Raw genomic sequence first — 23,735 nt, forward strand, 5'->3', positions numbered from 1 at the left:
CGGGCGAGGTCAGGAGACCTCGGCAGCGGGGGCCAGTCGCCGGTCGACCTGCTCGGTGACCAGTGCCCATCGGGCCAGCAGCAGCACCGTCACCACCTCGGCCAGACCCAGCAGACGTTCGACGGTGCCCAGGGGGATCGCCTGCCACCAGCGCTCGCCGGTCCACGACGCGGACACCACCGCCCACAGGATGGGCATGAAGCAGAGCAGAGAAACCAGCCCGCCGATCATCACCCAGCGGGCCGGGCCGTCAGCTCGGCGGGCCGCGAGCAGGGCACCGATCGGCAGGCTGAGGAATGCCACCACGCTGGCCACCCGGTGGACGTCACCGCTGATCGACGGGCCGGCCTGCCAGTTGTGCTTCTCGAACCAGACCACCCCGACCAAGCCGACCACCCACAGACCGAGAGTCACCAGCGCGGCCCGGGACAGCAGACCGGCATGCTGCAGGGCGGCCAGGATCGCGGCGGAACCGAAGGCCAGCAACAGGGTCGCGGCGTCGAACATCCAGCCGTTGGACATCAGCGCGTACTGACTGATGGTGCGGCGGGACCAGTCCAACTCGGCGGACGGTGGCAGCAGGTGCAGGGCACCGTACAGGGAGAGTGAACCGATCACGCAAGCGACACCGAGGCCGGCAAGGGCTTTCATCCGACAAGGGTGCCCGGACATCCTGTGAGTCCTCTGGGCTCTCAGCCGTTGCGGTGGTGACGTTTCACGAACGTGTAGCCGGGCTCCAGGGTGAAGCCGTCTATCTGCTCCTTCTCCATGGCCTGCTGGTGGAGGCTCAGCTGTTTCCGCGAGGCGCTGGAACCCGCGGGCAAGCGGCGGACGAACCCGTTCACCCAATGGTCGCGGCGATCGGCGCCGTCCCCGTCTCCGGGCTCACCGGACTCGCCGGGCAGCGGGGCCTCCTCCAACAGCGGCGCGTAGAACAGCAGGTCCAGAGCTTCCTGGCCGTCGACCGCGGGATAGTTCAGCGCACCGTCCGGGCCGGTACTGCCGGGAACCCGGGTCACGTACCCTTCGCGGAGGAGCTGGTCCACCGCGTTGCGCAGCAGGAACGTCCCCTTCTTGCCCCGGCCGAGGCCGCAGTGCGCGGGCAACTCGGCCTCGGGGAACACCGCACTGCCGTCGTCGAAGACCCGGCCCAGCTGCCGGACCACCCTCAGCACCTGACCACGGTTGGACAGGCCGGGATCGAACTCGCGCGTGATCACCCGCGGGTCATAATCGTGGTAGTAGTCGACACCGTCGACCCGGATCGGCTCGTCGAGAGCCGTGGTGCGCACGTGGACGTAATCCTCAGCCGATTTCCAGACCACGCTGACCAGTGCGCCCGGCCGCAGGTCGACGGGCCAGGGCACGTCGGCGAGCCGCCAGCCGGGGTCCTGCACGGCTGCTGACTCGAACGACTCCTGCAGCGGCGTGACCCCGAAGAGCTTGTGATCGAACACGACCGTGACCGACTCGCGCTGCCGCAGACTCTCGACGAGATCCTCGGGCAGCGGGCACACAGACCCTTCGAGGTCCGCCCGGACCAGAGCGAACCGACGACTTCTCACGCCGGGAAGATTACCTCCCCGACCTGGGCACCATCCGTGGCCCGAAAACTGTCGTAGGGTCCTGTTAGCGTGCGGGGCATGACGGGGATCGACGCGGACAAGGCTGTGCTGCACGAGTTCCTGGGCTACCAACGGGCCAGCGTGCTAGCGATCATCGACGGCTTGAGTGAGGAAGGGCTCCGATCGGCCGCGCTGCCGTCCGGGTGGACGCCGCTCGGGCTGGTCGAGCACCTCGGGCATGCGGAGCGGCACTGGTTCCAGACGGTGCTGACCGGAGCGGCTGTCCCCATGCCCTGGCCGGAAGGTGACTGCCCGCCCCTGACCACGCCACGGCCGACCACGGTGGTGATCAGCTTCTACCGGGAGCAATGCGCCCTCGCCGACGAGCTGATCACGAGGACATCGCTGGACTCGGTACCGGCCGGAAGACACGAGCCGGCCACCGACCTACGTTGGATCATCCTGCACATGATCGAGGAGACGGCCCGGCACGCCGGGCATCTGGACGCGGCTCGCGAGCTGATCGACGGGCGCACCGGCCTGGGCCCGCGCTGACCTGAGCATCCGGCGGGTCGACGGGTCGATCTATCCGGCATGGAGATCGCTCCTGTTTGCTGGGCTTCTGGAGGTTTCGGCTCGGCACGGGTCGCGGGCAGCGACCGGGTCGCGCGCCGAGTCAAGGGCAGCGACCGGGTCGCGCGCCGGGTCAAGGGCAGCGACCGGGTCGCGGGCCGGGTCAGTGGATGGTGGCGCGAGATTTGGCCACCTGGCGTTCCTGGGCCGCCGAGAACGGGAGTGCCGCTCGGACGTCTTCCTCGACGAGATCGGCATGGAGGTCTACGGCGGCGATTGAGCCGGCACCGGCGGCGGTGATCATCTGGGCGTGGGCGGCGACGACGGCCCACACGCCGGGAACGCTGGTGCGGCCGGTGAGTGTGTCGGTCACCGCCGCGCCGAGAGCGGTGAGCAGCTGGTCGGCCGGGGCCGGGCCGGGGCCGACGTGACCGGCCGGGGCCGGGCCGGGGGCGACGAACAGGGCGTGCGGGGCCACCACGCTGGCCCGGTCCAGGGTGATGCCGGCCAGCCGGTCGTCGACCACGACCAGGCCCGTCACCGTGCCTTCGACGATGCGGACGCTCCGGGCGGTGAGGCGCTGCCGGTCGGTGCCGGTGAGGGACTGGGTGTGGGCGAAGTAGGCGATGTCGGCCGACCATTGCCGGATCAGCAGCGCGTACTGGACGGCTTCGGGACTGCCGCCGAGGACACCGAGGGGGCGATCGCGGACCTCGAAGCCCTGGCGGTACGGGCAATGCAGCACGTCCCGGCCCCAGCGATCGGCGAAGCCCGGGATTTCCGGGATCACGGCCTGCGGGCCGGTGGCCACGAGCACGCGCCGGGCGAAGAACACCTCCCCGGACCTGAGCCGCACCAGGAAACCGGCGTCCCGGGCACTCGCCGCATCCCCCGCCCGGCCAGGGCGGACCATAGGAGGAACGGACGGGACGGCAGAGGCCGGGACGGGAAAGGCCGGGACGACTGAGGTGACGGTGCCGGGAACGAGGTGGGCCCCGTAAGCGGTGACCTCGGACCGGGCCGTGGCCGGGAAACCCGTCGGGTGGGGGTCGTGCGGGGCACCGTCGTCGATGACCGCCACCCGGCGCAGCGCGCGGGCCAGGATGAGGGCCGCGCTCAGGCCGGCGGGGCCGCCGCCGATCACGATGACGTCGTATTCGTTCATGCGGACCAGATTCCGTGCCTGCGGGCGGTTCGGCGAGGTTCCTTGCCGTTTCCGGGAATCCCGGTTTCGGCAACAAAAGTTGCCGCCGACGGGCCGCGCGGAGTGTGATGACCAGGTGGAACCAGCGATCGCAGCGACACTCGCCGAGGTCGGGCCCCGGCTGAAGCGGCTGCGCGCCCAGCGCAACGTGACCCTGACCGCGCTCGCCGAGATGACCGGTATCTCCAAGAGCACCCTGTCCCGGCTGGAGAGCGGTCAGCGTAAACCCAGCCTGGAGTTGTTGCTGCCGATCGCCCTGGCGCACCGGGTTCCGATCGACGAGCTGATCGGGGCGCCACAGGGTGGTGATCCGCGGGTCCGGCTGGTTCCGCAGCGGGCGAACGGGCGGATCGTGCTGCCGCTGACACCGCATGCCGGGTCGCTGCAGGCCTGGAAGATGATCATCCCGGCTGATCAGAGCGAACCGGACCAGCGGACCCACGAGGGGTACGAGTGGCTCTACGTGCTGTCCGGGCGGTTACGGCTGGCGCTGGGTGAGCACGACTTCGTGATCGGCCCCGGCGAGGCGGTCGAGTTCGACACCCGGTTGCCGCACTGGTTCGGCAGCACCGGCGAACACCCGGTCGAGATCCTCAGCATTTTCGGGCGCCAGGGCGAACGCATGCACGTGCGAGCGCGACCCAAAACCGCCACCCGTGCGAGCACGTCTTAAAGCCGTGCGATGAGCGCCCCGTACCAGGCGACACCTTTCTCGTACGCCGCGATCGTGATGTTCTCGTCGTTGGCGTGGATCGACTCGCGCTGCGTTTTCGTCATCTCGAACGGCGTGAAACGGTAGACCCGTTCACAGATCCGGGTGAAGTGCCGGGCGTCGGTGGCGGCCATCATCACGTACGGTGAGGTCACCGCCTCGGGGAATTGCTCCTCCGTGACCGTGGCCAGCAGGGCGAAAGCGTCGTCCAGCGGGGACGACGGCGACGGCTCGGTCGTGCTGAGCACCCGGATCTGCACCTGTGGATCCTTGATCACTCGCCGGACGTGCCGGATCACCCCGTCGACGCTGTCCCCGACCAGGATGCGGACGTTGACTCCGGCGGTGGCGGTGCTGGCGATCACGTTCAGGGCCGGTGAGCCGCTGAGGGTGGTCACCGCGAACGTGGTCCGCACCATCGCCGCCGCTTCCGGGCCGGCCGCCAGCAGCAGGCGCGTGAGCAGGGCCCGGTTGCGGACGCCGACGCTCAGCGCGTACCGGATCGGGGGTTCGGCGTGGGGTGCCGCCCGCCGGAGGAGTTCGACGGTCGCGTCCGGGGCCGAGGCCCGCATCGGGGTCCTGTCCAGGCGGGTGATGGCCCGGGCCAGCCGCGCGGTCGGCCCGAGTGGCGCCGGGGTGGAGGCGTGCCCGCCGCTGCCGTCGACACGCAGTTCGAGGGACGTGACGCCTTTCTCGGTGACGCCGATGACCGCCATCGGTTTCGGCACGCCGGGGAACGCGTCGTAGGCGACCGCCCCGCCCTCGTCGAGCACGAACCACGGGGTGACGTCACGCTTCTGTAGTTCCTCGACGGCGAGCCGGGCCGCTTCCCCGGTGACCTCCTCGTCGCAGCCGAACGACAGCCACACGTCCTGAGCCGGGGTGAAACCGTCGGCGAGCAGGCCCTCGACGGCCTGGCAGATCGCGGTGAGGCTGCCTTTGCAGTCGAGGGTGCCCCGCCCCCAGATCACACCGTCCTCGACCACCGCGCCGAAGGGCGGATGCCTCCATTCGCCGTCGACGGGCACGACGTCGATGTGAGCCATCAGCACGACGGGTTTCTCCGCGGCGGAACCCGGCCAGCGGAACAACAGCCCATGACTGCCGATCCGCGTCAGTTCCAAAGCGTGCAGCAACGGGAAATGCCGCCTCAACGCGTCGTGAAAGGCGTCGAAGGCGGCATGATCCCACTCAGAGGCGTCCCGCGACGAAACCGTCGGAATACGCAACAGCTCGCGGAACGCCTCCAGTGATGTCACTCAGCGGCCGGCAGCGTGTCCATGAAGGAACTGACCGAGAACACCGCGTTACCGGGGCCGGGCAGGCCGTAACCGGGCGGCGTCTTGAGGTTGTTGGCCTCCATCGTCGCGCGATACGCCTCAAGCAGCCGGATGTGGTACTCCAGCGGAGCGCCCTCCGGATTGGTCTTGCCCAAGGGCGTGGTCGGCTCCGGGCACCAGGTCGTGAACCGCGGCAGAATGCCCCGCGACATGAAGTACTGCAGGCCCTCGGTGGTCGACTCGATCGCCGCGTCGACGGTGCGGAAACCGAACGGCTCGGCCATCTCGATACCGGCCACGAAGTTCGGGATCACGTTACGCGGCCCGAACACCTCGGCCGATTCGAGAATGCGGCGGTGCCATTCGGCGCGGCCGACGTAGCGTTCCTTACCGGGGCAGTGCAGTTCGAACAGCCGTTTGTCCCACACCTCGAAGTTCGGGTGGTAGATGCGGATGCCGTAGTCGTAGAACCGCTGCACGTCCTCTTTCGGAAGTGCCTGGGCGACGACCTTGCCGATCCACCGGCCGGGGAACCGCTCCTCGATCGCCTGTGCGTACCGCCCGTAGAAGTCGGCCTCGGCCAGCCCGTCGACCTTGCTGGTGATGCTGCCACCGGTGAGGGTGTAGGCCTGCGAGGTCTTGGCGGTGTCGTACTTGTCGATGATCTCGAGCGCTTCGAGCACCTCGTCGACCGGCTTCACGCCCGTGTAAGGACGCTTGGCCGCCTTGTGCTGACGCCAGTTGTGGTTGATGTCGCAGAACTGGCATTCCTCTTTGGCGCCGAAATACTGGCAGACCCGGAAAGCGGTGAGATAAATGAGATATCCCCACTGAATGGTGGGCGCGACCTCCATCACCGACTTGCCGTTGTCGAGCTTGTGCCGGTAGTAATCCGGCATCGGCGGCAGACCCACGTCCGCGATCGGGCGATCGTCGAGGTGAAGCATCAGCTTCCCGTCCTCGGTCGGCTTCACCACGTAAGGTGACGACGGGTTGATCCGCACGGACACCACGGTCCGTCGCAGGTCGTAAGGCCCGCCGGTGAGCACGATCTCCTCCGGCGGACGACGGAGCGCCGCCTCACCCAGCTCCGGAAGAGTGCGGTGGTCGAACGAGAAGATGAAGTAAGACTTCGGCTTCACGTCACCGTTCTCGTTGTCGGTGAGCGCCGAATCATCGAACGCCAGCCCGCCCCGCAGCAGGTCTTCCTTGATCACCGCTTCACGCGGGATATGCGGGAATCGTCCCATCAGATCTTCGATGAGATCCGTGCGCCTTTGCATGCGTCCTCCCCTACGGAACGTAGCACGCCAGGGTCTGCAGCTCCGGACCGAGGCTCCCGTGTCGATCGTCACCAAACCCCAGGTCAACCGCCTACTTTAGTACGCCCCACCGCTCCCCGACCGCAGCGAGACCTCCCGTTTCGTCCCCGCGAGCAGGGCGAACTCCAGGTCACCCCGCGACCGCCGGGCGGCGATCCCCACTCACCGGCTACCCGCCGCCGTCTCCGGCTCCGCTCTCGCCGGCGACCAAGCCGTCAGGGACCAGGCCGCCGGGAACCAGTTCGAGTAGTCCGGCGACCAGTAGGGTGCGGCGGACCGCGTCCTGCACCATCGCCGGGCGGATCGGGCGGCGCTCGCCGGTCACGGTGAACAGTTCCCGGTCGCGCACCGTCCACGGTGGGATCCGCTGCCCGAGATAGGCCTCCCGCAACGCGGGCCGGGTGAGCACCGGCGCGTCACCGACGAACTCGTACGGCATGTGCAGTGCCATCGACGGTGCCGCCCGTGGCAGCCGCAGCACCACGAAGATCCCCTTGCCCTCCGGCCGGCTGACCGCGCCGTGCAGCGCGCCGCCCCGCCAGCGGATCTCCCCGGCCGTGACCGGAAGCCCATCCGTCTCGAACTCCCAGGTCTGCCCGATCTGGACGGTCCCGCCCGCCGTCATCGCGGCCCACGGCCATTCCCGTCCGCCCGGATCGGCGCTGGCCCAGCCCGACCGGGTCACGTGCCGCCGCAGGGAGTGCGCGGCCGCGACCCGGTTGGCCAGATAGATCAGCAGGGGCAGCACCAGGAGCAGGAGCAGCCCGCCGGACCGCTGTCCCGGGTACTGCTCCCCGAGCCGCCGGAAACCGGCGTCCGCGACGAAGAACAGATAGCTCACCACGAGCGAGAAAGCCGCCCACGAGACGAAACCGGCCAGGCGCATCGGCGGTCCCCCGATCGAAGCCGTTGCATCCGCGAAAAGTCGGGGCCCGGCTAGGAGCGTCCCGATCTCCTCGACTATGCCTGGGCCCAGGCGTCCCGGTCGACCCCGTCGCCCGTCCGGGATCGGTCAGTACTTCAGGTGCTGCCGGGTCAGTTTGGCGATCTTCTCGACCAGGGTGATGCCGGCTTTCATCGACTTGTTGTTGTGCGACAGGACGGCCACCGAGACGTCGACCTTGCCGTTCTTCGTGGTGACCCGGCCGATCGAGTTGACCGCCCACAGACCGCCGTCGGCGGAACGCGTGTCCCAGCCGTTCTTGACCGTGAAGATCTCACCCTTCTTGACGACCGCCGGAACCCCCCAGTCCTGGGCTTTCGACACGGTGTTCATCAGGGTGAAGGCGGTCTTGCGGGAGGACGCCTTCAACGGCCCCTTGGTGTCGACGAGTTCCTCGAGGAGCCGGATCTGATCGGACGCGGTGGTCCGTGTCAGACCCCACCGGGTGTTGACGACGGTTTGTGTCAGGCCGAGCCGCTTGTTGCATCTGGTGACCGCGCTCTTGCCACCGATCCTCTGATAGAGCGTCGTGGTCGCGTTGTTGTCGCTGAGCCGGATCATCGGCCGGGCCAGTTTCATCTCGGCGGTGGTCGGGCCACGGCCGGCGTCCTGGGCTTTCAGCAGCATGCAGGCGAGGATCTGGGTCTTGACGATGCTGGCGGTGTCGAATTTGACCGAGCCCCGATAGACGTACCGCTGACCGGTTCTGCGATCGAAGACCCCGACCGAGAAATCAGGCGTCTTCCCGGCGAGTTTCTTCAGCGCCGCGTTCAGTGCTTTCACCTGAGCGGCCCGGTCGAGAACGGCGAGTTCCGCCGCGGTGGGGCCCAGCGGGGCGGCGAGAACGGACGCGGAATGGGACGCGGAGATCGACGACACCGGCCGCAACACGAAAGTGGCGGTGGCCGGATAGGAGTCACCGCTGCTCACCCGGGCCACGATCAGACCCCCGCCAGCCAGGCTGACCGCCACCGTCCCCGCCAGAATCGCCACCCGTAAGAACCTCATGACCGCCCACTCTAGTCATGAAATCCCCGGTCAGAGCGATCAGCGCGCGGGCGGCGGCACTCGGCGGCCGGTCGTCCGGCACCGCCAGCGAGAGCGGCCACCGCAGATCCGCGCCGGTGACCGGAATCGACACGATCCCGGAAAGACCGTCGAGCAGAAAACGCGGGAGAAGAGCAACACCGAGCCCATTGCGTACGTAATCCACGCTCGTTCCGATATCGGTCAGCTCGATCGTCACGTGCCGTCGCACACTCGCCGCGGTGAACGCTCGGTCCGCTACGTCCCGGTTGCCGAAACCGACCGGCAGGTCGATGAAGTCCAGCCCACCGAGCGCCTCGATCGAGATCGACGGCAGTCCGGCCAGCGGATGCCCGATCGGGACCGTCAGGTCCATCACCGACGTGGCCAGTTCGGTGAGCCGCAACCCGGCCGGCCGGGGCCCGGGAACCGAGACGAACGCCACGTCGAGCCGGTGCCCGACGAGCATGTCGACGAGCCCGCCGGAGCCGGTCGGTGACACCGCGGTCTGCAGGATCACCCCCGGATGGCGGCGGTGGAACTCGCCGAGCAACGCCGGCAGGTCGATGATCCGGATCGAGGTGAGCGTCCCGATCCGCAGGGTTCCGCGCAGGCCGCCGGTGACCTCGGCGACCGCGTCCCGGGCGTCGCGGGCCGCGTCCAGGGCGATCCGGGCCCGCGGCAACAGGGCCTCCCCGGCGTCGGTGAGCCGGACCCGTTTGGCGTTGCGGTCCAGCAGCGGGGTGCCGAACTCGCGTTCCAGGGTCTTGATCGCGGCGGAGACCGCGGACTGGACCACATGCAGGCGGGTGGCCGCCCGGCTGAAGTGCAGTTCCTCGGCGACGGCGACGAAATACTCGAGCTGGCGCAGTTCCACACTCCCGAGTATCAACGATCGCGATCGGTTCGAGCGGAAACTTTCGTTGGCGATGATGCTCGGATCGGCGCAGAGTCCCCGGTATGGCACTACTTCTGGAAGAACGCGTCCGCCCGGCAGCACGAACGAGCACCGGGTTCTGGTCGGTCGCGACGGCGTTCCTGATCGCGATGGCGTTCTCGACGGTGCCCGCGCCGCTGTTCCCGCTCTACGGGTTCACCACGTTCACCGTCACGATCGTCTTCGCCGCCTACGCCGTCGGGGTGGTGGTCAGCCTGGTCCTGGCCGGGCACGTCTCCGACCGGCTCGGCCGCAAACGCGTACTGGTCCCGGCACTGGCCCTGGAGGTCGTCGCCGCGGCACTGTTCCTGACCGGAACGTCACTGCCGGTGCTGATCGCGGCCCGGCTCATCACCGGCCTCGGCGTCGGCATGATCACCGCTACGGCCACCGCCCACCTGCACGAACTGCACGCCGCCCACCGGCCCGGCGCGCCCGGCACCCGGTTCGAGATCGTGTCCACGGCGGCCAACATCGGCGGGCTCGGGCTGGGCACCCTGGTCGCGGGTTTCCTGGCGGAGTTCTTCGGAGCCCCCTTGCGTACGCCGTACCTGGTATTCCTGGTCCTGCTCCTGGTCGCCATCGGCGCCGTGCTGATCGCCCCGGAGACGGTCCGGCCGGACAACGCCTACCGATACCGACCGCAGCGGATCACCACCACCCCCGGCCCGGCCTACCTGGCCGCCGCGACCGGCGCGTTCGCCGCCTTCTCGGTCTTCGGCTTCTTCACCTCGGTCGCCCCCGGGTTCGTCGCCGGCACCCTGCACCACCCGTCCCGGCTGCTGGCCGGCGTGATCGTCTTCGCGGTGTTCGGCGGTTCCGCCGTGGCGCAGACCCTGACCACCGGGCTGCCGGCCCGCACCAGGACCACCCCGGGCCTGGCCTTCCAGGCGACCGGCGTACTGACCCTGGTCACCGGCATGCACCTGACCAGCCTCCCGGTCTTCCTCACCGGCGGTCTGCTGGCCGGCATCGGCGCCGGCATTCTTTTCAAGGCCTCCATCGGTACGGTCGCCGCACTGGCCGCCCCCGCCGAACGAGGCGCCGCCCTGGCCGGACTCTTCCTGATCGCCTACGTGGCACTCGCGGCATCAGCCTTGTCGATCGGCGTGGCCACGCTGTTCACCGGCGTGATCACGGTGATGACCTGGTTCGCCGCAGCCCTGCTGCTGATGCTGGCCGCGGTCGCCGTCCTGGCCCACCGGCCGAATACCGTCCGACCGCCGGCCAGCCCCGCCGCTGGCTCAGGGCCGCCCCGCAGCAGACCGCTGACCCACCCCACGGGCGGCTGAGGCCCCGCAGAACCGCTGGCCCGGCCCATCGACAGGCCACCGATCTGACCCGGCGATAAACCGCCGTCAGACCAGTCGTCGGCCGTATTCTTCCACCATCTGCCGTAGTGTCGCCCGGTCGTCCAGATATGGGCGACCGGTTGCGGTCAGCACCGATTCGCCCGGGAGCACTCGCGCGCCCTCGGAGCGCCCCACGACCCGATGAACGTGGAATTCGCCAGACGTCATGCCCGGCTGCGGTCACGTGGTGGACCAGCATCGCCCGGCGCCCCTCGGCCGTGGTCACGGGGTGGCCGTCGAGTTCGGGACGGGCCGGGCCGGGCCCGGCCCGAGCAGGACGTCCCACGCCGTCGCCGGTTCGGCCAGCACCGCCTGCCACTGCCCGGCCGTGAGTCGTCGGCCGATCAGGCTCATTCCCATGTCCGGCCACCTGACTCTCCCCGGAGGGCCGCATTCGGCCCGGCGGTCGCGTTTCGGTCCGGAGCACCGCCGGGCTCGCGCGGACGCCACGGGGCTCTGCGGACTCGTACCAGGAAAAGGTCTTCAGAAGCCGCTCAGCCGTAACGGCTCACCGGACCGCCAGGCAGCGACCGACGCCGCGGACGAGGGGTAGGTCGTGGGTGGCAGGTCATCCCAGGGGAACCAGGCTATCTCGGCGCATTTGTGGGGTTCTGCGTTGAACGGGGTGCCGTGCCGTGCCGGGGCGAACGGAACGGCGAACGTCAACCCGATCCGGGTATGTCCGGACGGCGTCCGATGGTGGATGGTGGTGACCAGGCGGGGCTCGGACGGGCCGAGGCGCACCCCGATCTCCTCCAGGGTCTCCCGGCGCACGGCCGAGACGACGTCCTCTCCCGGCTCCAGTTTTCCACTCGGCAGGTTCCACTGGCCGTCGGCGAAACCGGTGCCGGACCGCAGCCCGAGCAGCACCTGATCACCGTCAGCGAGGATGAGCAGCACGTCGACCGGATGTGACATATGGGCATTCCAGCACAGGGGTATGACAAAAGCGCGTGCTGCGCCAGACTGGCCGGGGAGGTGCGAGCGTGCCCGTCACCCCGTTGCTGGCCGGCGATCCGGAACGGCTCGGTGCGCATGCCGTGGTCGGGCGGCTCGGCAGTGGTGGCATGGGCACCGTCTACCTGGCTGAAGGGCCGGACGGGCGGCAGGTCGCGATCAAAGTGGTCCGGCAGACCGATCCCACGTTTCTGGCCCGGTTCCGCAGTGAGGTGAAACGGGCCCGCCAGGTTCCGCCGTTCTGCACGGCCGCGGTGCTGCACGACGATCTGGAACATGATCCGCCGTACCTGATCGTCGAGTACGTCGACGGGCCGAGCCTCGCCGAGGTGGTACAGGAGCGCGGGCCGCTGCACCCTTCCGAGGCGTACGCGGTGGCCGTCGGTGTGGCCACCGCCCTGGTCGCCATCCACGGTGCGGGTGTGGTGCACCGTGACCTGAAACCGGCGAACGTGCTGCTGGCCGTCGGCCTACCCAAGGTGATCGACTTCGGGATCGCCCGTGGTGTCGACCTGAGTGCCGAGTTGACCGGTCCTGATCAGGTGATCGGCACCATCGGCTACCTGGCGCCGGAATGTCTGGATCCCGGCGACCGGGGCCGGGTGGGGCCGCCCGCGGACGTGTTCGCGTGGGGGGTGCTGGTCGGGTTCGCGGCGACCGGGCGAACCCCGTTCGGCGGTGACTCCCCGCTCGCGACGATCGGCCGGATCCTGACCCGGGCGCCCGATCTGGACGGTGTCCCGGAGCCGTTGCGCCGGCTGGCCGCCGCCGCCCTGCAGAAGGATCCGGCGAAACGCCCGTCCGCGCCGGAACTGCTGGACGCCCTGCTGTCGGCCGGGCGGCCGGGCCCGGAGCTGCGGCGGGTCGCCCTGGCGGCGCAGGCCAGCAGCCGGCCGCGGCGCCGGGCCGCCTGGGCGGTGGCCGGTGTGCTGGTGCTGGGGCTGCTGGCGGGGGCGATGGTCGCGCTGGACCGGGCCGGTGACACGGTGGCCCGGCAGGACCGGGCACTGGCCCAGCGGGACCTTCTCGACCGGTCGGCGCGGGTGCTGGACGGTGATCCGGGTCTGGCGTTGCGGCTGGCGGTGAGTGCCGAGCGGATCAGCCCGTCGGCACGCAGCCGGGCCGCCATCGACACCGCGCTGGCCACCGGTTATGACGGTGAGTTGAGCCCGGACGAGGCGGTCTACGCCGCCGAGTTCCGGCCGGACGGCCGGATGGTGGCGACGGCCGGTGCCGGTGACGTCGCCCTGTGGTCGATGGACGGCGGCCGATTCGAACGGGTGGGTGCCCTCGGGGTGGACGGGGAGACGGTCGATCTGTCGTTCAGCCCGGACGGCCGGACCGTCGCGACGGCCGGGGCCCGGCTGCAGCTGTGGGACACGTTCGGGGCCTATCCGCTGGCCGAGCTGACCGGGCAGGCGTGGGACGGAGTGCAGTTCAGTGCCGACCGGCGGCGGCTGTTGACGGTCTCGGACCGGATCGAACTGTGGGATGTCCGTGACCGGAAACGACCACGGTCGGTGTGGTCCGCGGCGGCCGGGACCGCGACTCGGGGCGGGGCCCGGCTCAGCCCGGACGGGCGGCTGCTCGCCGGAGTGGCCGAGGGTGAGCTGCTGACCGTGTGGGCGGCCGAAGGCGAGCCGCGGCGACTCTCCGTCATCACCGATGCGGACGCAGTGCTCAACCTGGCGTTCAGCCCGGACGGGACGTTACTCGCGGCAGCTACGGTCAGTGACGGGGTGCGGCTCTACGATCTGCGGGATCCGGCCCGGCCACGGCTGTTGTCGCGGTTCGCCGGGGACAGCGGGACCGTCACTTCGGTGGCGTTCGACCGGACCGGCGGGATCCTCGCGGTCGGCGGTGACCAGCGGACTGTGGGTCTGTGGAGTCTCGCCGAGCCGGCCGTCCCGCTCGCGTTGCGCACGTTGCGGCGCGACGGTGGCTGGATCTCCTCGATCGACTTCACCCCGGACGGGAACCGGCTGCTCACCGCGGGCTGGCAGGGTGCGGCCCGGTCGGCGGCGCTGTGGCGGGTGGCACCGTTCGCACCGCGGCTCGCGAGCCGGATCGACGGTCCGGTCGATCCGGCTCGCACAGTGGCCGTCGCCGGTGGGGTGCTGGCCGTGGCGTCGCCGGGCACCGAACGGATCGACTTCTGGGATCTGCGGGACCCGGACCGGCCGGTCCCGGCGCGCCCGCCACTGTCGGTGACCGGGATGGTGCGGGCGCGCCTCGCCGGTGACCTGTTGTACGCGACCGGTGCGGTCTATGACCTGTCCGCAGACGCGCCCCGCAAACTGCTGGAACGGGTGATCGCCGCCGACCCGGGACGCGGCCTGGCCACCGTCTTCGCGGATCAGTCCCGGATTCAGGTCTTCCGGCTGGCGGCCGGCACCGCACCGGTCCGGCTCGCCGAGATACCGGCGTCGTGGGTGGCGGCGGCCACGTTCGACGAGGTCACCGGGGATCTGGTGGTCGCCGGGGACAACGGTGGTTCGGAATCGTCGCTCACCGTCTGGTCCATGATCGACCCGGCCGTGCCGCGCCGGGCCACCACGCTGGCGACCCAGGGCGGATTCCAGACCTTGGAAGCGCGCGGCGGCACGATCGTCGCCGGGCAGCGGGACATCGTCGTCTGGACCGGCGGGACCGTCAGCGCCGTACCCCGCAGTGACAGCGGGTCGGTCACCGTCAGTCTCTCCGCCGACCGGACGATGATGGCCGTGACCGGCGACTCCGGCACCGGGCTGTGGCACCTCTCCCCCGGTGCCGCCCCACTGAAGGCCGCGGTGCTGCCGGGCCGGGCGGTCTCCGCCGGTTTCAGCCCGGACAGCCCGCTGCTCACCGTCGGTGATCCGCGGGGCACCACGGTCTGGGACGTCAGTGCCCTGCAGATGACCCTGCGTGACCCGCTGTCCGAGGCGTGCCTGCGGCAGGGCGGTCTCACCGAGCCCGAATGGCGGGCGTACACGCCGACGTTGCCCTTCCAGCAGGCCTGCCGCTGATCCCGTCCACCGGCCTCACCACTCGATGGGGCCCGAGTCGTCGAAGAAGGCGCCGGTCGGGCCGCCGTCGGGCAGGGTCGCCAGGGTGACGGCCGCCGCCGCGCCCTCGGCCGGGGTCCGGTGGCCGCGGTGGCCGTTCAGGTCGGTCTTCACAAAACCGGGGCAGGCCATGTTGATCAGGATGCCGGTGTCGCGCAGGGCCTTCGCGTACTGGACGGTGATCGCGTTCAGGAACGTCTTCGACGGGGCGTAGGCCATCGACAGCGGGCCGGTGTCGGCGTCCGGCACGCTCTGCCGGGTCAGCGAGCCGACGGTGCTGGACATGTTGACGATGCGCGGGGACGCCGACCGGCGCAACAGTGGCAGCAGGGCGTCGGTGACCCGCATGACGCCGAGCACGTTGGTCTCCACGACCGTGCGCACGATCGACAGGTCGGTCTCGGTGGGCGCCTGTTCCCAGCCGCCGGTGATGGCGGCGTTGTTGACGAGTACGTCGAGGCGCCCGTACCGGTTCTGGAGAAGTTCGGCCGCGGCGGTGACGCTGGTGTCGTCGGTGACGTCGAGGGGCACGCCGAACGCGTCGACGCCCGCGGCCCGCAGTTCCCGGACCGCGGTCTCGCGTCGTTCGGTGTCGCGGGCGCCGATGCCGACGGTCCAGCCGAGGGCGCCGAGTTCGGTGGCGATGGCGTACCCGATGCCCTTGTTGGCGCCGGTGACCAGTGCAATCGTGTTGTCGCTCATGGCACCGATCCTGGCCGGGGCAGATCCACGGACCAACACCGCTTGGGCACGAACCGATACCCGTCAGGTATGGATCCGGAGCTACGGTTGCGGATGTGGAGACCAGGGAGTTGCGCTACTTCGTGGCGGTCGCCGAGGAACTGCATTTCGGCCGGGCCGCGCTGCGCCTGGGGATCGCCCAGCCGCCGCTGTCCCGCGCGATCAGCCGCCTCGAACACCGGCTCGGGGTGCTGCTGCTGGAGCGCACCAGCCGGGCCGTGGCCCTGACCGGGGCCGGTGCGGTGCTGTTGCGGGAGGGCCGGGCGGCACTGGACGCGATGGCGGCGGCCGAGCGGCGTACCCAGCGGGCGTCGTTGAACGGACCGGCCGGTCTGGTGCTGGTGTCGAAGGCCGGCGCGTCCAGTGAGCTGCTGGCGAAACTGCTGGACGCCTACGCGGCCGAGCCGGGTTCGGTGCCGGTCGAGGTGATGCTGTGCGGGATCGGTGAGCAGGAGCCGGCGCTGCGGGACGGGCGGGCCGACGTGGCGTTGCTGCATCAGCCGTTCGACTCGGTGGCCGGTTTCGACACCGAGGAGATGAGCACCGAGCGGCAGGCGGTGATGCTGCCGGCCGGGCACCCGTTGAGCATCCGGGAGTCGATGACCATCGCCGAGGCGCTCACCATCCCGGGACTGCCACCGGCCCGGTGGCCGCTCGCCGAGGGCGGTTACCCGGACGGGCCGGGACCGGAGATCCGCGACCACGCCCAGCTGCTGCAACTGGTGGCGCTGGGCCGGACCGCGGTGATCCTGCCCGAGACGGTCCGCTCCCTGATCACCGGACTGGCCGCGGTGCCCGTGTCGGACGCACCGAAGGTCACGACGGTGATCGCCTGGCCGCCGCACAGTCGCTCCCGGGCGTTGGCTACCCTCGTGCGCACCGCCACGCGTCTTTAGCAGATGGTTGCTGATCTATCACTATGCGTGGAAAATTCCGGACAAGACGTGTCGCTGGATTCGTCCATTTGAGACACTGCCGGGCATGCCAACGACGGATCTTCATCTGGTCGTCGACATCGCCGCATGGTGGATCACCGCGGTGTACGAGTCCGGGAGTGTGCTGCAGCCCGTGCTCTTCGACGGCCGGGCAAGCCTACCCAGCGGGGTCTTCGACGATGCCGGTATCTGGACCGCCGGCCGGGACGCCCTGGCCGACGGGCTCCGGCGCCCCGAGTCGTACCGTCCCGACCCGATGACCCTGTTACGGCACGGCGGGCCGGTCGAGGCGGTCGCCGCGGTCCTGGCGCACGTCGCGGCGGCGGCCACCGGCCGGGTCGCGGCGCTGACCGTCGTCACCGCGCACGAGTGGGAGCAGCCGGCCCGGCACCGGCTCGAACGGGCCGCCGCCCTGGCCCGGCTGCCTCGCCCACGGGCGATCAGCACCGCCGCCGCTGCAGCCGCCCTGGCCGGCACCGACCTGGCAGTGGTGTGCGTGCCCGGCACCGCCTGGCCGGAGCTGACCCTGGTCGACACCCGGAACGGCTACCGGCACCTGGCCACGGCCGCGGTCCGGGCACCGGGGGTCCCGGCCGTCGACGAGGCTCTGCTGCGGGTCGCGGCGAACCGGGCCGGTACCGACGCCGACCCGGACAACTGGCAGGTCTGCCGGGAGGTCGAGCAGGCGCGGGCGGTCCTCGCGGTGCAACCCCGGGCGTCGATGCTGCTGCCCGAACCGCACGGGGCGGTCGAGTTGAACCGGGACGACCTGGCGGCGGCGACCGCCGTCCACCTGGAGCGCCTGCCGGACTCCGCGAAACAGCTCCTCGCCGACGCCGGCACCGATCCGGCGCAGGTCGGCGCGGTCGTGATGGTCGGCGAGGATCCGCAGCTCGGCAAGGCACTGGCCGGGGCCGCGCTGACCCCGACGGTCACCGTCCGCGACACACACGCCCTGTTACGGAGCGCGGCGGCCACCCGCCCGCCGGGCCGCCCGTCCTGGCGGCCCTGGCAGCGGCGGCGCTTCTGAAGCCGCTTACTGGCCTTTAACGCGGCCTATTGGAAGACGATGGTGTGGTTGCCGTGCCGGATGACCCGGTCCTCGGCGTGCCACAGGACGGCCCGGGACAGCACCGCCCGCTCCACGTCGGCACCCTGACGGCGCAACTCGGCGACGCTGTGGGCGTGGTTCACCCGGACCACGTCCTGCTCGATGATCGGCCCCTCGTCGAGGTCCTCGGTCACGTAGTGGGCGGTCGCCCCGACGAGCTTCACCCCCCGCTGCGCGGCTTTGGCGTACGGGTCGGCGCCGATGAACGCGGGCAGGAAACTGTGGTGGATGTTGATGATCGGCACCCCGACCCGCTCGATGAAGTCCCCGGAAAGGATCTGCATGTAGCGGGCCAGCACGACGAAGTCGACGTTGCCGGTCAGCAGCCGCAGGTGCTGGGCCTCGGCGGCGGTCTTGTCCGGGCCCTGCGACGGCACGTGGAAGAACGGGATGCCGAACGAGCGCACCTCGTCGGCGGTGGTCGCGTGGTTGGAGATCACCATCGCGATGTTGATCGGCAGTTCACCGCGCCGGTGCCGCCACAGCAGGTCGAGCAGGCAGTGGTCGGCCTTGGACGCGAAGATCGCCACCCGTTTCGGCACGGACAGGTCCCGTACCTGGTATTCGAGTTCGAAGTCGTCGGCGAGTTCGGCCCGCAAGTCGGCCTCGATCGCCGGCAGCGCCGCCTTCAGACCGGCCTGGCCGAAGACGGTGCGCTGGAAGAAGGCCCCGCCGACCGGATTGTCCGAGTACTGGTCGAGCGACACGATGTTGGCTCCGTGCCGCCCGAGCACCGCGCTGATGGCCGCGACGATCCCGGTCCGGTCCCGGCCGTGCACGATGAGCACCGCCTGGTCGGCGGACGGCTGCACCGAGTGCTGGTCTCGGGCGTTCTGGGTCAGGGTCACGGCGGTGCGTCCTTCCGAAACAACGATGGGTGAGCCACCGAAGTGTAGAAATCTAGCCGGACCCGATGGCCCGGTGGATCACCTCGTGAGAAAACCCTCGGCTTCGGTGACCGCGCCACCGGCCGCCCTGCGCAGCCGGAATTCCGGGCTCTCCGCGTTCGGAGCATCTCCTCGACCGGCAGGGCGGGGTTGGCCGCCGCGTACTCGTCAAGGCCCGGATCGGCGAGCGGCGCCCCGTGTGCGGACTCGTCGAGCCAGCACGGGAGCGCGGCCGTGTGGCGGCGCACCCGTGGATCCGGATGCGCCGCGGCCAGGCGGTACAGACGCCGGTCGTACTGCCTGGCCGGAATCAATTCAGCCTCGACCTCAGGGCCCGGGATAATCCCAGTCGGAGTAATAACCCTGTGCGGCGTCCTCGCAGAACAAGTCCCAGAACCCGTCCTCGGCGTATTTGCCCGGATCGTAACTCCTGACGATGTCACGCAGCTCCCCTGCGAGCCGCCAAAACTCTTCCTCGTCGCTGTCCTCTTCGTAAAAAGGAAAGCGGTCGATGACCGCCGCAACACACCGGGTGAAGCTGCCGACATCTCGATTGACTTCACTCACATACGTGGACCCCGGCTCGGGGACATACCGCACTGCCCCCGTGTGCACGTCCACACAAACGCGCCCGAAAGCCCCCGAGGATCCGAATGCAACCAGGTGTCCGCCAAGCGGTCCATCGAGGTGCACGGCCGCTGGAAGTGCCTGGTATTCGTACCCGATCAACCCAGCCGGGACGCCAGTCTCTGCGAGGGATTTCTTGACATGATCAGGAACGTCCACCGGAACGGCGATCCGAACCAGGGTGAAACGCGGCTTGGGAAGGACTGGGAACCGCTCGTTCTCATCCATCGAAAACTCATGCCTCGCTGCAAGGACGAACAATCATCAAAGGCCTCGCGATTTGAACATGGCCACAACCGCTTCCTTCAGGTCCGCTGTCGTCTTTTTCTGAATTTTCTCCCGATCACCCAGATCCGGATGATTCCAACTAAAAGTATAGTAGACCTTTACATTCTTGCCACGCAGCAAGCCGTCGCACTTCCTGGCGCACGGGGCGCGTTCAGTGTACAGCGCTTCGATGTTGTTGATCCCGCCGGCCTGAATGATCAGATCTTCCTCTGAATGAATTCCCGCCGCACCCTTACCGAGTGCCTTACCCGTAATGATCGTCTTGTTCTTCAGGAGAGCCGCGCCATAGTTCTTGGTCGTCTTGTTCTTGTCCTGGATTCGACGGTTATGGACCGCGAGGACCAGAGGATTGTTCGTATCCGTGTAAGAGATCTGAATGCCGAGGTCATGACAAGAATTGTTGTGGGTCAGAAGTGACGTGCCCTTGGCCGTCACATAGTAGGTGTGAACGTCGGCGACGGTGAGGTTGTGAACTCGCGTGTTCGCAGTACGGTGACCGATCGCGGATATCTGAGCGAGGGTGCCGCTACTGGTGCGTAGCCATTGCTGGGGCGACAGGTGTTCGGCGTCCACCCAGTCGGAGAGCGCCGGGACCCAGAAGGGATGGTTATGGGTCGCGGTGACCGTCGCGGTCTCGGTACCGCGGTCGCCGTCGGTGTCGATGGTGATGTCGACAAGTTTCTTGTCGCCGTCGCCGGTGATGGTCGCAGTGACGGGTTCGGCCGCGGTGACGCCGTTGATCGGATCCGTAGCGACGACCAGGTCGCCGATCTTCAGTTCTTCGATGGGCCGGGTGCTGCCGTCGGCGAGCAGGACGGGCGTGCCCGGCAGGAAGCTGTTCTCCTCGTCCTCGCAGGTATCCCGGTCCTTGGCTTCCTTCTTCAGCCGTCGGGCGAGTTCCAGGAGTAGATGGCGCCGATGGTTGGCGTCTTTGAGCTTCTTGATGAAGGCGACGATTTTGGGCAGTGCTTTGACGATCTTGTAGCCGGCGCGGACGGCTTTGATGCCGCCGAGCAGGCCCGCGAGGCTCCACAGGCAGGCTTCGATGTTGCCGTCCCGGAAGCAGCGGACGAGGTCACCGACACCGGACAGTTCGTAGAGCAGGTCGGCTGCCTCGACCTTGAGGAAGTCAAGGACGCTGAGCCCGGCGTCGCTGTTCGCCTGACGCAGTTCTGCCTGCTGTTCGGGAGTCAGGTACTGCAGCAGGTCCGGGTCGAGAGGATCGAGGGTGCCACCGGCCGCGGCGTCGGCGATGGCCTGCGCCTGGCGCTCGCGTTCAGCTTCTTCAGCCTGGTCGGCGGCCTTCTGTGCGTCGACGGCGTGCTGCAGCGCGTTGCTCGCTGCCTGGGTGGCGCCTTCGACATGTTGTTGTGCGCTGTCTGCGGCCCGGCGCGCTGCTGCGGCGTCGGCTTCGGCGCTGTCTGCTGCCTGGCGCGCTGCTGCGGCGTCGGCTTCGGCAGCGGTGGCGGCCTGGTCGGCGCGGTCGGCGTCGTTCTGGGCGTCCTGGGCGCTGCGTCCGGCGGCGTTGGCGTCGCTGGCTGCGGCGTTGGCTGCGGCGCGGGCCGCGGTGGCGTCGGCGCGGGCCTGGGCGTCGTGGCGGGCCGCGTTGGCGGCGGCGAGGCGGGCTGCTGCGCCCTCTGCGGCGGCTTCGGCGGCGGACTGCTTGGCCTCGGCTGCGGACCTCGCGGCGGATGCGGCCGACTGTGCTGCTTTGGCGGCCTCCTGGTAGGCGAATTTGACGTGGGTGGCGGCCCGGTCGGCGGCCTCGGTGGCCAGCCTGGCCGCTTCGGACGCCTCGGTCGCACGGGTGCTGGCCGCGGCGGCCTGCTCGGCGCCGATGACCTTGGCCTGCTCGGCGATGCGGACCACGAAGTCGGCGTCGATGTCGGTGCCGGTGAACGGGCGCACCATCGCGATGGCGGTGTTGGCGGGGTCGGCGATCCCGGCCGCCGACGTCGCCGCCGCCTGCGAGGCGGCCACCGCGTCATCGGCCTGCGAACTGGCGGCCACCGCCTCGGTGGTCGCGGCCTGTGCCGCGTCGCGGGTACGGTCGGCGGCCCGCAGCGACTTACCGGCCTCGTCGTTGGCCTGCGACGCCAGACGCTGCGCGGTGTCAGCGGCGGCAGCGGCCTTCACCTGCTGAGCGGTCGCCTGCGCGGCCTTGGAATCCGCCAGAACCCGGGCCGCGTGAGTGGCGCGGGCACCGGACTCGGCCTTGTCGGCCGCCGCGTCAGCGGCCCTCGCCGCGGAACGGGCCTTCTCGTGCGCGGCCCAGGCCATGTCAGCGGCATGCTGCGCCCTGGTCGCGGCAGCCCGGGAATCGGCCGCGGCACCGGTGGCGGTGTTCGCCGCCGCACGAGCCGAACGAGCGGCGTTACCGGCGGTGGCGGCCTCCCGGTCGGCGATGGCGGCCTGCTCGACGGCCTCGAGCCTCTCCGCTTCGGTGTCCGCCGACGCCGCAGCAGCACGGAAGGCCTGCGCCTTGGCCTTGGCAGTCTGTTCGTCGCGCTCAGCGCTGATGGCCGCATCGCGGGCCTGCCGGGCGTTGGCCTCCTGGTCCCACGCCCGGTCCTCGGCGTTCGCGGACGCCTGGTCAGCGTCTTCAGCCTTGGTACGCGCCTGCCCGGCGATCCCGGCTTGCCGATCGGCCTCACCGCGAGCGGTGGAAGCGATGGCTGCCTGGCGTTCGGCTTCGATGCGGTGACGTTCAGCGTTGGCGCGCTCGGCTTCGGCGTTCTGCCGTTGCCGGGCGGCCTCAGCGGCCTGATCCTCGGCGATCTTGCGTTGCTGGGCGACCTTCGCCGCCTCCGCCGCGGCCGTACGTTCGGCGGCCTCGGCCTGCTCACGGGCGGTCTTGGCACGGGCCGCAGCGGTCTTGGCAGCGGCGGCCTGCTTCTGCGCGGAGGCGGCCAGTCTCGCGGCGGCACGGGCGTGCTCTTCGGCGTGATGGTTCCAGGTGATCGCCTGCTGCTCACGGGCCACAGCCTGCGCCTGCGCGCCCTGAGCGTTGTTCGTGGCGATCGTCGCGTCGATGGCATGCGCGGCGGTCTGCGTCGCGCTGAGTGCGGCGCTGGCCGCCTCGTTCATCCCCTGGGTGATCCGGGCCCACTCGATGCCGTACTCCAGGCCCGTCTCCACCAGCACATCAGTGGCCAGGGTGGCCTTGGCCGCCGCGACCCGGGTCAACTCGGCGGCGTTGCGCACCCGCTGCAGTTCGGCGGCGGTCAGATCCTTGACCGTGGTCAGCCGGCTGTTCTTGACCGCGACCGTGTCGCTACCGGTGATGATCCGCTGGGCTTCCCGCGCGTTGTTGGACGCCCCACCCATGGCGTTGGCGACCAGCATCAACGCCTTCACACCCTCGCCGTGCGCGACCATCAACTGCCGGCGGGCCTCATTGGCCCGCGCCGACCGCTTGGCCAGATCGGTGAGTTCCTCCGCGGCCTTGTTACGTTCTTCCAGGTCCTTGAGGTGCTGCTCCCACTCGGCGGCATCCGCGTTCGCCGCGGTCAGGTAGCCGGTCTTCAGGAACGTGGCGATCGCCGTGTCCCCACCGGCCAGCGCCGCCTCGGCAGCCCGCTTGACCTGCGACGCCTCAGCCGCCCCGGCCGCGATGATCTGCACCCGCTGGCGTAGTTCCGCAGCCCGTTCCAGGGTCCGCTTCGCGGTCTGTTCGTCACGCTCACGAGCGATCCGAGCCCCATAAGCCAGGAACAACACCCGGTCGTACGCGGAACCGGCCAGCACCCGGGTGACCTCGGCGTTGAAGTAGCCGCCCGCCGCACCGGTGCCCTTCATCGCCTTGACCTTGGCCAGGTTGTCAGCGGCCTCCTTGTACTTACGGTCGCTGACCTGCTGGTCCAGGATCAGCATGTCCTCCATGACGAACTTCATGATCACCGCGTTGTCGCCGGTGGCCAGCGCCGCCAGCGCAGCGTCGCGGATCTCCGGCTCCTCGGCGGACTCGGCGGTGTCGGCGACCCACTGCCGCCACCGCTCGTCCATCTCGGGCACGCCCTCGCTGCCGTCCCACGGGTCGGTCACCAGCGGCGGGACCGGGATCTCCGGAAGCTGAGCCGCCTGCGGCACCGCGGAACGCGGCGACGCCGACACCGACGGCGGCACGTACCCCAACGTCACGACGAGCGTCACCGCCAGCGACAACAACGTCGCCGAACGGACCCGTCTCCAGAGACCGGGCATGCGGATGCTGTTCATGGCACCTGATTCC

The 23,735-nt window shown here is 69.7% G+C and carries 20 protein-coding genes; 6 read left to right on the forward strand and 14 right to left on the reverse strand.

Features of this window, described 5'->3' with window-relative positions; genetic code table 11:
- Nucleotides 1–9: 9 nt before the first annotated feature.
- Nucleotides 10–651, reverse strand: a complete 642-nt coding sequence (locus BLU81_RS15675; protein ID WP_157751603.1) for a DUF998 domain-containing protein — start codon at nucleotides 649–651, stop codon at nucleotides 10–12.
- Nucleotides 652–692: 41 nt separating this feature from the next.
- Entirely contained in the window at nucleotides 693–1,565 is an 873-nt protein-coding gene (locus BLU81_RS15680) for a hypothetical protein (RefSeq protein ID WP_092545354.1), read from the reverse strand.
- A gap of 78 nt (nucleotides 1,566–1,643) precedes the next feature.
- Here BLU81_RS15680 and BLU81_RS15685 point away from each other — a divergent pair, with 78 nt between their 5' ends.
- The gene (locus BLU81_RS15685; RefSeq protein WP_092545355.1) at nucleotides 1,644–2,120 is read left to right on the forward strand and encodes a DinB family protein; all 477 of its coding nucleotides are present in this window, start codon (nucleotides 1,644–1,646) and stop codon (nucleotides 2,118–2,120) included.
- Between the two features lie 181 nt (nucleotides 2,121–2,301).
- On the opposite strand, the gene BLU81_RS15690 is transcribed toward BLU81_RS15685, so the two are convergent.
- Nucleotides 2,302–3,303, reverse strand: a complete 1,002-nt coding sequence (locus BLU81_RS15690; protein ID WP_092545356.1) for an NAD(P)/FAD-dependent oxidoreductase — start codon at nucleotides 3,301–3,303, stop codon at nucleotides 2,302–2,304.
- A 115-nt stretch (nucleotides 3,304–3,418) separates the two neighbouring features.
- On the opposite strand from BLU81_RS15690, the gene BLU81_RS15695 reads away from it, so the two are divergent.
- Entirely contained in the window at nucleotides 3,419–4,015 is a 597-nt protein-coding gene (locus tag BLU81_RS15695) for a helix-turn-helix domain-containing protein (protein WP_231954570.1), read from the forward strand.
- On the opposite strand, the gene BLU81_RS15700 is transcribed toward BLU81_RS15695, so the two are convergent.
- The 5 genes from BLU81_RS15700 to BLU81_RS15720 form a co-directional block, all read right to left on the reverse strand.
- Nucleotides 4,012–5,313 carry a M20/M25/M40 family metallo-hydrolase gene (locus BLU81_RS15700; protein ID WP_092545358.1) on the reverse strand — a complete coding sequence of 434 codons (1,302 nt, stop codon included), beginning with the start codon at nucleotides 5,311–5,313 and terminating at the stop codon, nucleotides 4,012–4,014. The two genes, BLU81_RS15695 and BLU81_RS15700, sit on opposite strands and share 4 nt — an antisense overlap.
- Nucleotides 5,310–6,617: a radical SAM protein gene (locus tag BLU81_RS15705; RefSeq protein ID WP_092545359.1), complete on the reverse strand. Its 1,308-nt coding sequence runs from the start codon at nucleotides 6,615–6,617 to the stop codon at nucleotides 5,310–5,312. The genes BLU81_RS15700 and BLU81_RS15705 overlap by 4 nt, the downstream gene beginning before the upstream one ends.
- 208 nt (nucleotides 6,618–6,825) lie before the next feature.
- Nucleotides 6,826–7,542, reverse strand: coding sequence for a hypothetical protein (locus BLU81_RS15710; protein WP_092545360.1), 717 nt, complete (start codon nucleotides 7,540–7,542; stop codon nucleotides 6,826–6,828).
- A gap of 126 nt (nucleotides 7,543–7,668) precedes the next feature.
- Nucleotides 7,669–8,529: a serine hydrolase gene (locus BLU81_RS15715; RefSeq protein ID WP_231954571.1), complete on the reverse strand. Its 861-nt coding sequence runs from the start codon at nucleotides 8,527–8,529 to the stop codon at nucleotides 7,669–7,671.
- Nucleotides 8,516–9,502 carry a LysR family transcriptional regulator gene (locus BLU81_RS15720; protein ID WP_092545362.1) on the reverse strand — a complete coding sequence of 329 codons (987 nt, stop codon included), beginning with the start codon at nucleotides 9,500–9,502 and terminating at the stop codon, nucleotides 8,516–8,518. Before BLU81_RS15720 ends, BLU81_RS15715 begins: the two co-directional genes overlap by 14 nt.
- Nucleotides 9,503–9,585: 83 nt before the next feature.
- On the opposite strand from BLU81_RS15720, the gene BLU81_RS15725 reads away from it, so the two are divergent.
- Entirely contained in the window at nucleotides 9,586–10,854 is a 1,269-nt protein-coding gene (locus tag BLU81_RS15725) for an MFS transporter (RefSeq protein ID WP_092545363.1), read from the forward strand.
- A 282-nt stretch (nucleotides 10,855–11,136) separates the two neighbouring features.
- Here BLU81_RS15725 and BLU81_RS48310 read toward each other — a convergent pair whose 3' ends face one another.
- Together BLU81_RS48310 and BLU81_RS15730 are read right to left on the reverse strand one after the other, a co-directional pair.
- Complete coding sequence (locus tag BLU81_RS48310) at nucleotides 11,137–11,274, reverse strand: hypothetical protein (protein ID WP_157751604.1); 138 nt, start codon at nucleotides 11,272–11,274, stop codon at nucleotides 11,137–11,139.
- A gap of 123 nt (nucleotides 11,275–11,397) precedes the next feature.
- Complete coding sequence (locus BLU81_RS15730) at nucleotides 11,398–11,832, reverse strand: NUDIX domain-containing protein (protein WP_092545364.1); 435 nt, start codon at nucleotides 11,830–11,832, stop codon at nucleotides 11,398–11,400.
- A 68-nt stretch (nucleotides 11,833–11,900) separates the two neighbouring features.
- Between BLU81_RS15730 and BLU81_RS15735 the strand changes: the two genes are divergently transcribed.
- Complete coding sequence (locus tag BLU81_RS15735) at nucleotides 11,901–14,876, forward strand: WD40 repeat domain-containing serine/threonine protein kinase (protein WP_157751605.1); 2,976 nt, start codon at nucleotides 11,901–11,903, stop codon at nucleotides 14,874–14,876.
- Between the two features lie 15 nt (nucleotides 14,877–14,891).
- Here BLU81_RS15735 and BLU81_RS15740 read toward each other — a convergent pair whose 3' ends face one another.
- Nucleotides 14,892–15,617, reverse strand: coding sequence for an SDR family NAD(P)-dependent oxidoreductase (locus BLU81_RS15740; protein ID WP_092545365.1), 726 nt, complete (start codon nucleotides 15,615–15,617; stop codon nucleotides 14,892–14,894).
- Between the two features lie 95 nt (nucleotides 15,618–15,712).
- Here BLU81_RS15740 and BLU81_RS15745 point away from each other — a divergent pair, with 95 nt between their 5' ends.
- A complete protein-coding gene (locus tag BLU81_RS15745; RefSeq protein ID WP_092545366.1) occupies nucleotides 15,713–16,552 on the forward strand; it encodes a LysR family transcriptional regulator in 840 nt (279 codons plus the stop codon).
- 85 nt (nucleotides 16,553–16,637) lie between these two features.
- Complete coding sequence (locus BLU81_RS15750) at nucleotides 16,638–17,621, forward strand: hypothetical protein (RefSeq protein WP_092545367.1); 984 nt, start codon at nucleotides 16,638–16,640, stop codon at nucleotides 17,619–17,621.
- A 26-nt stretch (nucleotides 17,622–17,647) separates the two neighbouring features.
- On the opposite strand, the gene purU is transcribed toward BLU81_RS15750, so the two are convergent.
- The 3 genes from purU to BLU81_RS50665 form a co-directional block, all read right to left on the reverse strand.
- Nucleotides 17,648–18,550, reverse strand: a complete 903-nt coding sequence (gene purU / locus BLU81_RS15755) for a formyltetrahydrofolate deformylase (RefSeq protein ID WP_092545368.1) — start codon at nucleotides 18,548–18,550, stop codon at nucleotides 17,648–17,650.
- Nucleotides 18,551–18,916: 366 nt separating this feature from the next.
- Nucleotides 18,917–19,444 carry an SUKH-4 family immunity protein gene (locus tag BLU81_RS15760; RefSeq protein ID WP_092557134.1) on the reverse strand — a complete coding sequence of 176 codons (528 nt, stop codon included), beginning with the start codon at nucleotides 19,442–19,444 and terminating at the stop codon, nucleotides 18,917–18,919.
- Between the two features lie 36 nt (nucleotides 19,445–19,480).
- Nucleotides 19,481–23,722 carry a polymorphic toxin-type HINT domain-containing protein gene (locus BLU81_RS50665; protein WP_092545369.1) on the reverse strand — a complete coding sequence of 1,414 codons (4,242 nt, stop codon included), beginning with the start codon at nucleotides 23,720–23,722 and terminating at the stop codon, nucleotides 19,481–19,483.
- Nucleotides 23,723–23,735: the final 13 nt, after the last annotated feature.

The organism is Actinoplanes derwentensis (genome assembly GCF_900104725.1).
Lineage (GTDB): Bacteria > Actinomycetota > Actinomycetes > Mycobacteriales > Micromonosporaceae > Actinoplanes > Actinoplanes derwentensis.

Coding starts and splice junctions, on each gene's coding strand:
- BLU81_RS15675 (WP_157751603.1), bottom strand. CDS start 651: ATGAAAGCCCTTGCCGGCCTCGGTGTCGCTTGCGTGATCGGTTCACTC.
- BLU81_RS15685 (WP_092545355.1), top strand. CDS start 1,644: ATGACGGGGATCGACGCGGACAAGGCTGTGCTGCACGAGTTCCTGGGC.
- BLU81_RS15690 (WP_092545356.1), bottom strand. CDS start 3,303: ATGAACGAATACGACGTCATCGTGATCGGCGGCGGCCCCGCCGGCCTG.
- BLU81_RS15705 (WP_092545359.1), bottom strand. CDS start 6,617: ATGCAAAGGCGCACGGATCTCATCGAAGATCTGATGGGACGATTCCCG.
- BLU81_RS15710 (WP_092545360.1), bottom strand. CDS start 7,542: ATGCGCCTGGCCGGTTTCGTCTCGTGGGCGGCTTTCTCGCTCGTGGTG.
- BLU81_RS15725 (WP_092545363.1), top strand. CDS start 9,586: ATGGCACTACTTCTGGAAGAACGCGTCCGCCCGGCAGCACGAACGAGC.
- BLU81_RS48310 (WP_157751604.1), bottom strand. CDS start 11,274: ATGGGAATGAGCCTGATCGGCCGACGACTCACGGCCGGGCAGTGGCAG.
- BLU81_RS15730 (WP_092545364.1), bottom strand. CDS start 11,832: ATGTCACATCCGGTCGACGTGCTGCTCATCCTCGCTGACGGTGATCAG.
- BLU81_RS15740 (WP_092545365.1), bottom strand. CDS start 15,617: ATGAGCGACAACACGATTGCACTGGTCACCGGCGCCAACAAGGGCATC.
- BLU81_RS15750 (WP_092545367.1), top strand. CDS start 16,638: ATGCCAACGACGGATCTTCATCTGGTCGTCGACATCGCCGCATGGTGG.
- BLU81_RS15760 (WP_092557134.1), bottom strand. CDS start 19,444: ATGGATGAGAACGAGCGGTTCCCAGTCCTTCCCAAGCCGCGTTTCACC.
- BLU81_RS50665 (WP_092545369.1), bottom strand. CDS start 23,722: ATGAACAGCATCCGCATGCCCGGTCTCTGGAGACGGGTCCGTTCGGCG.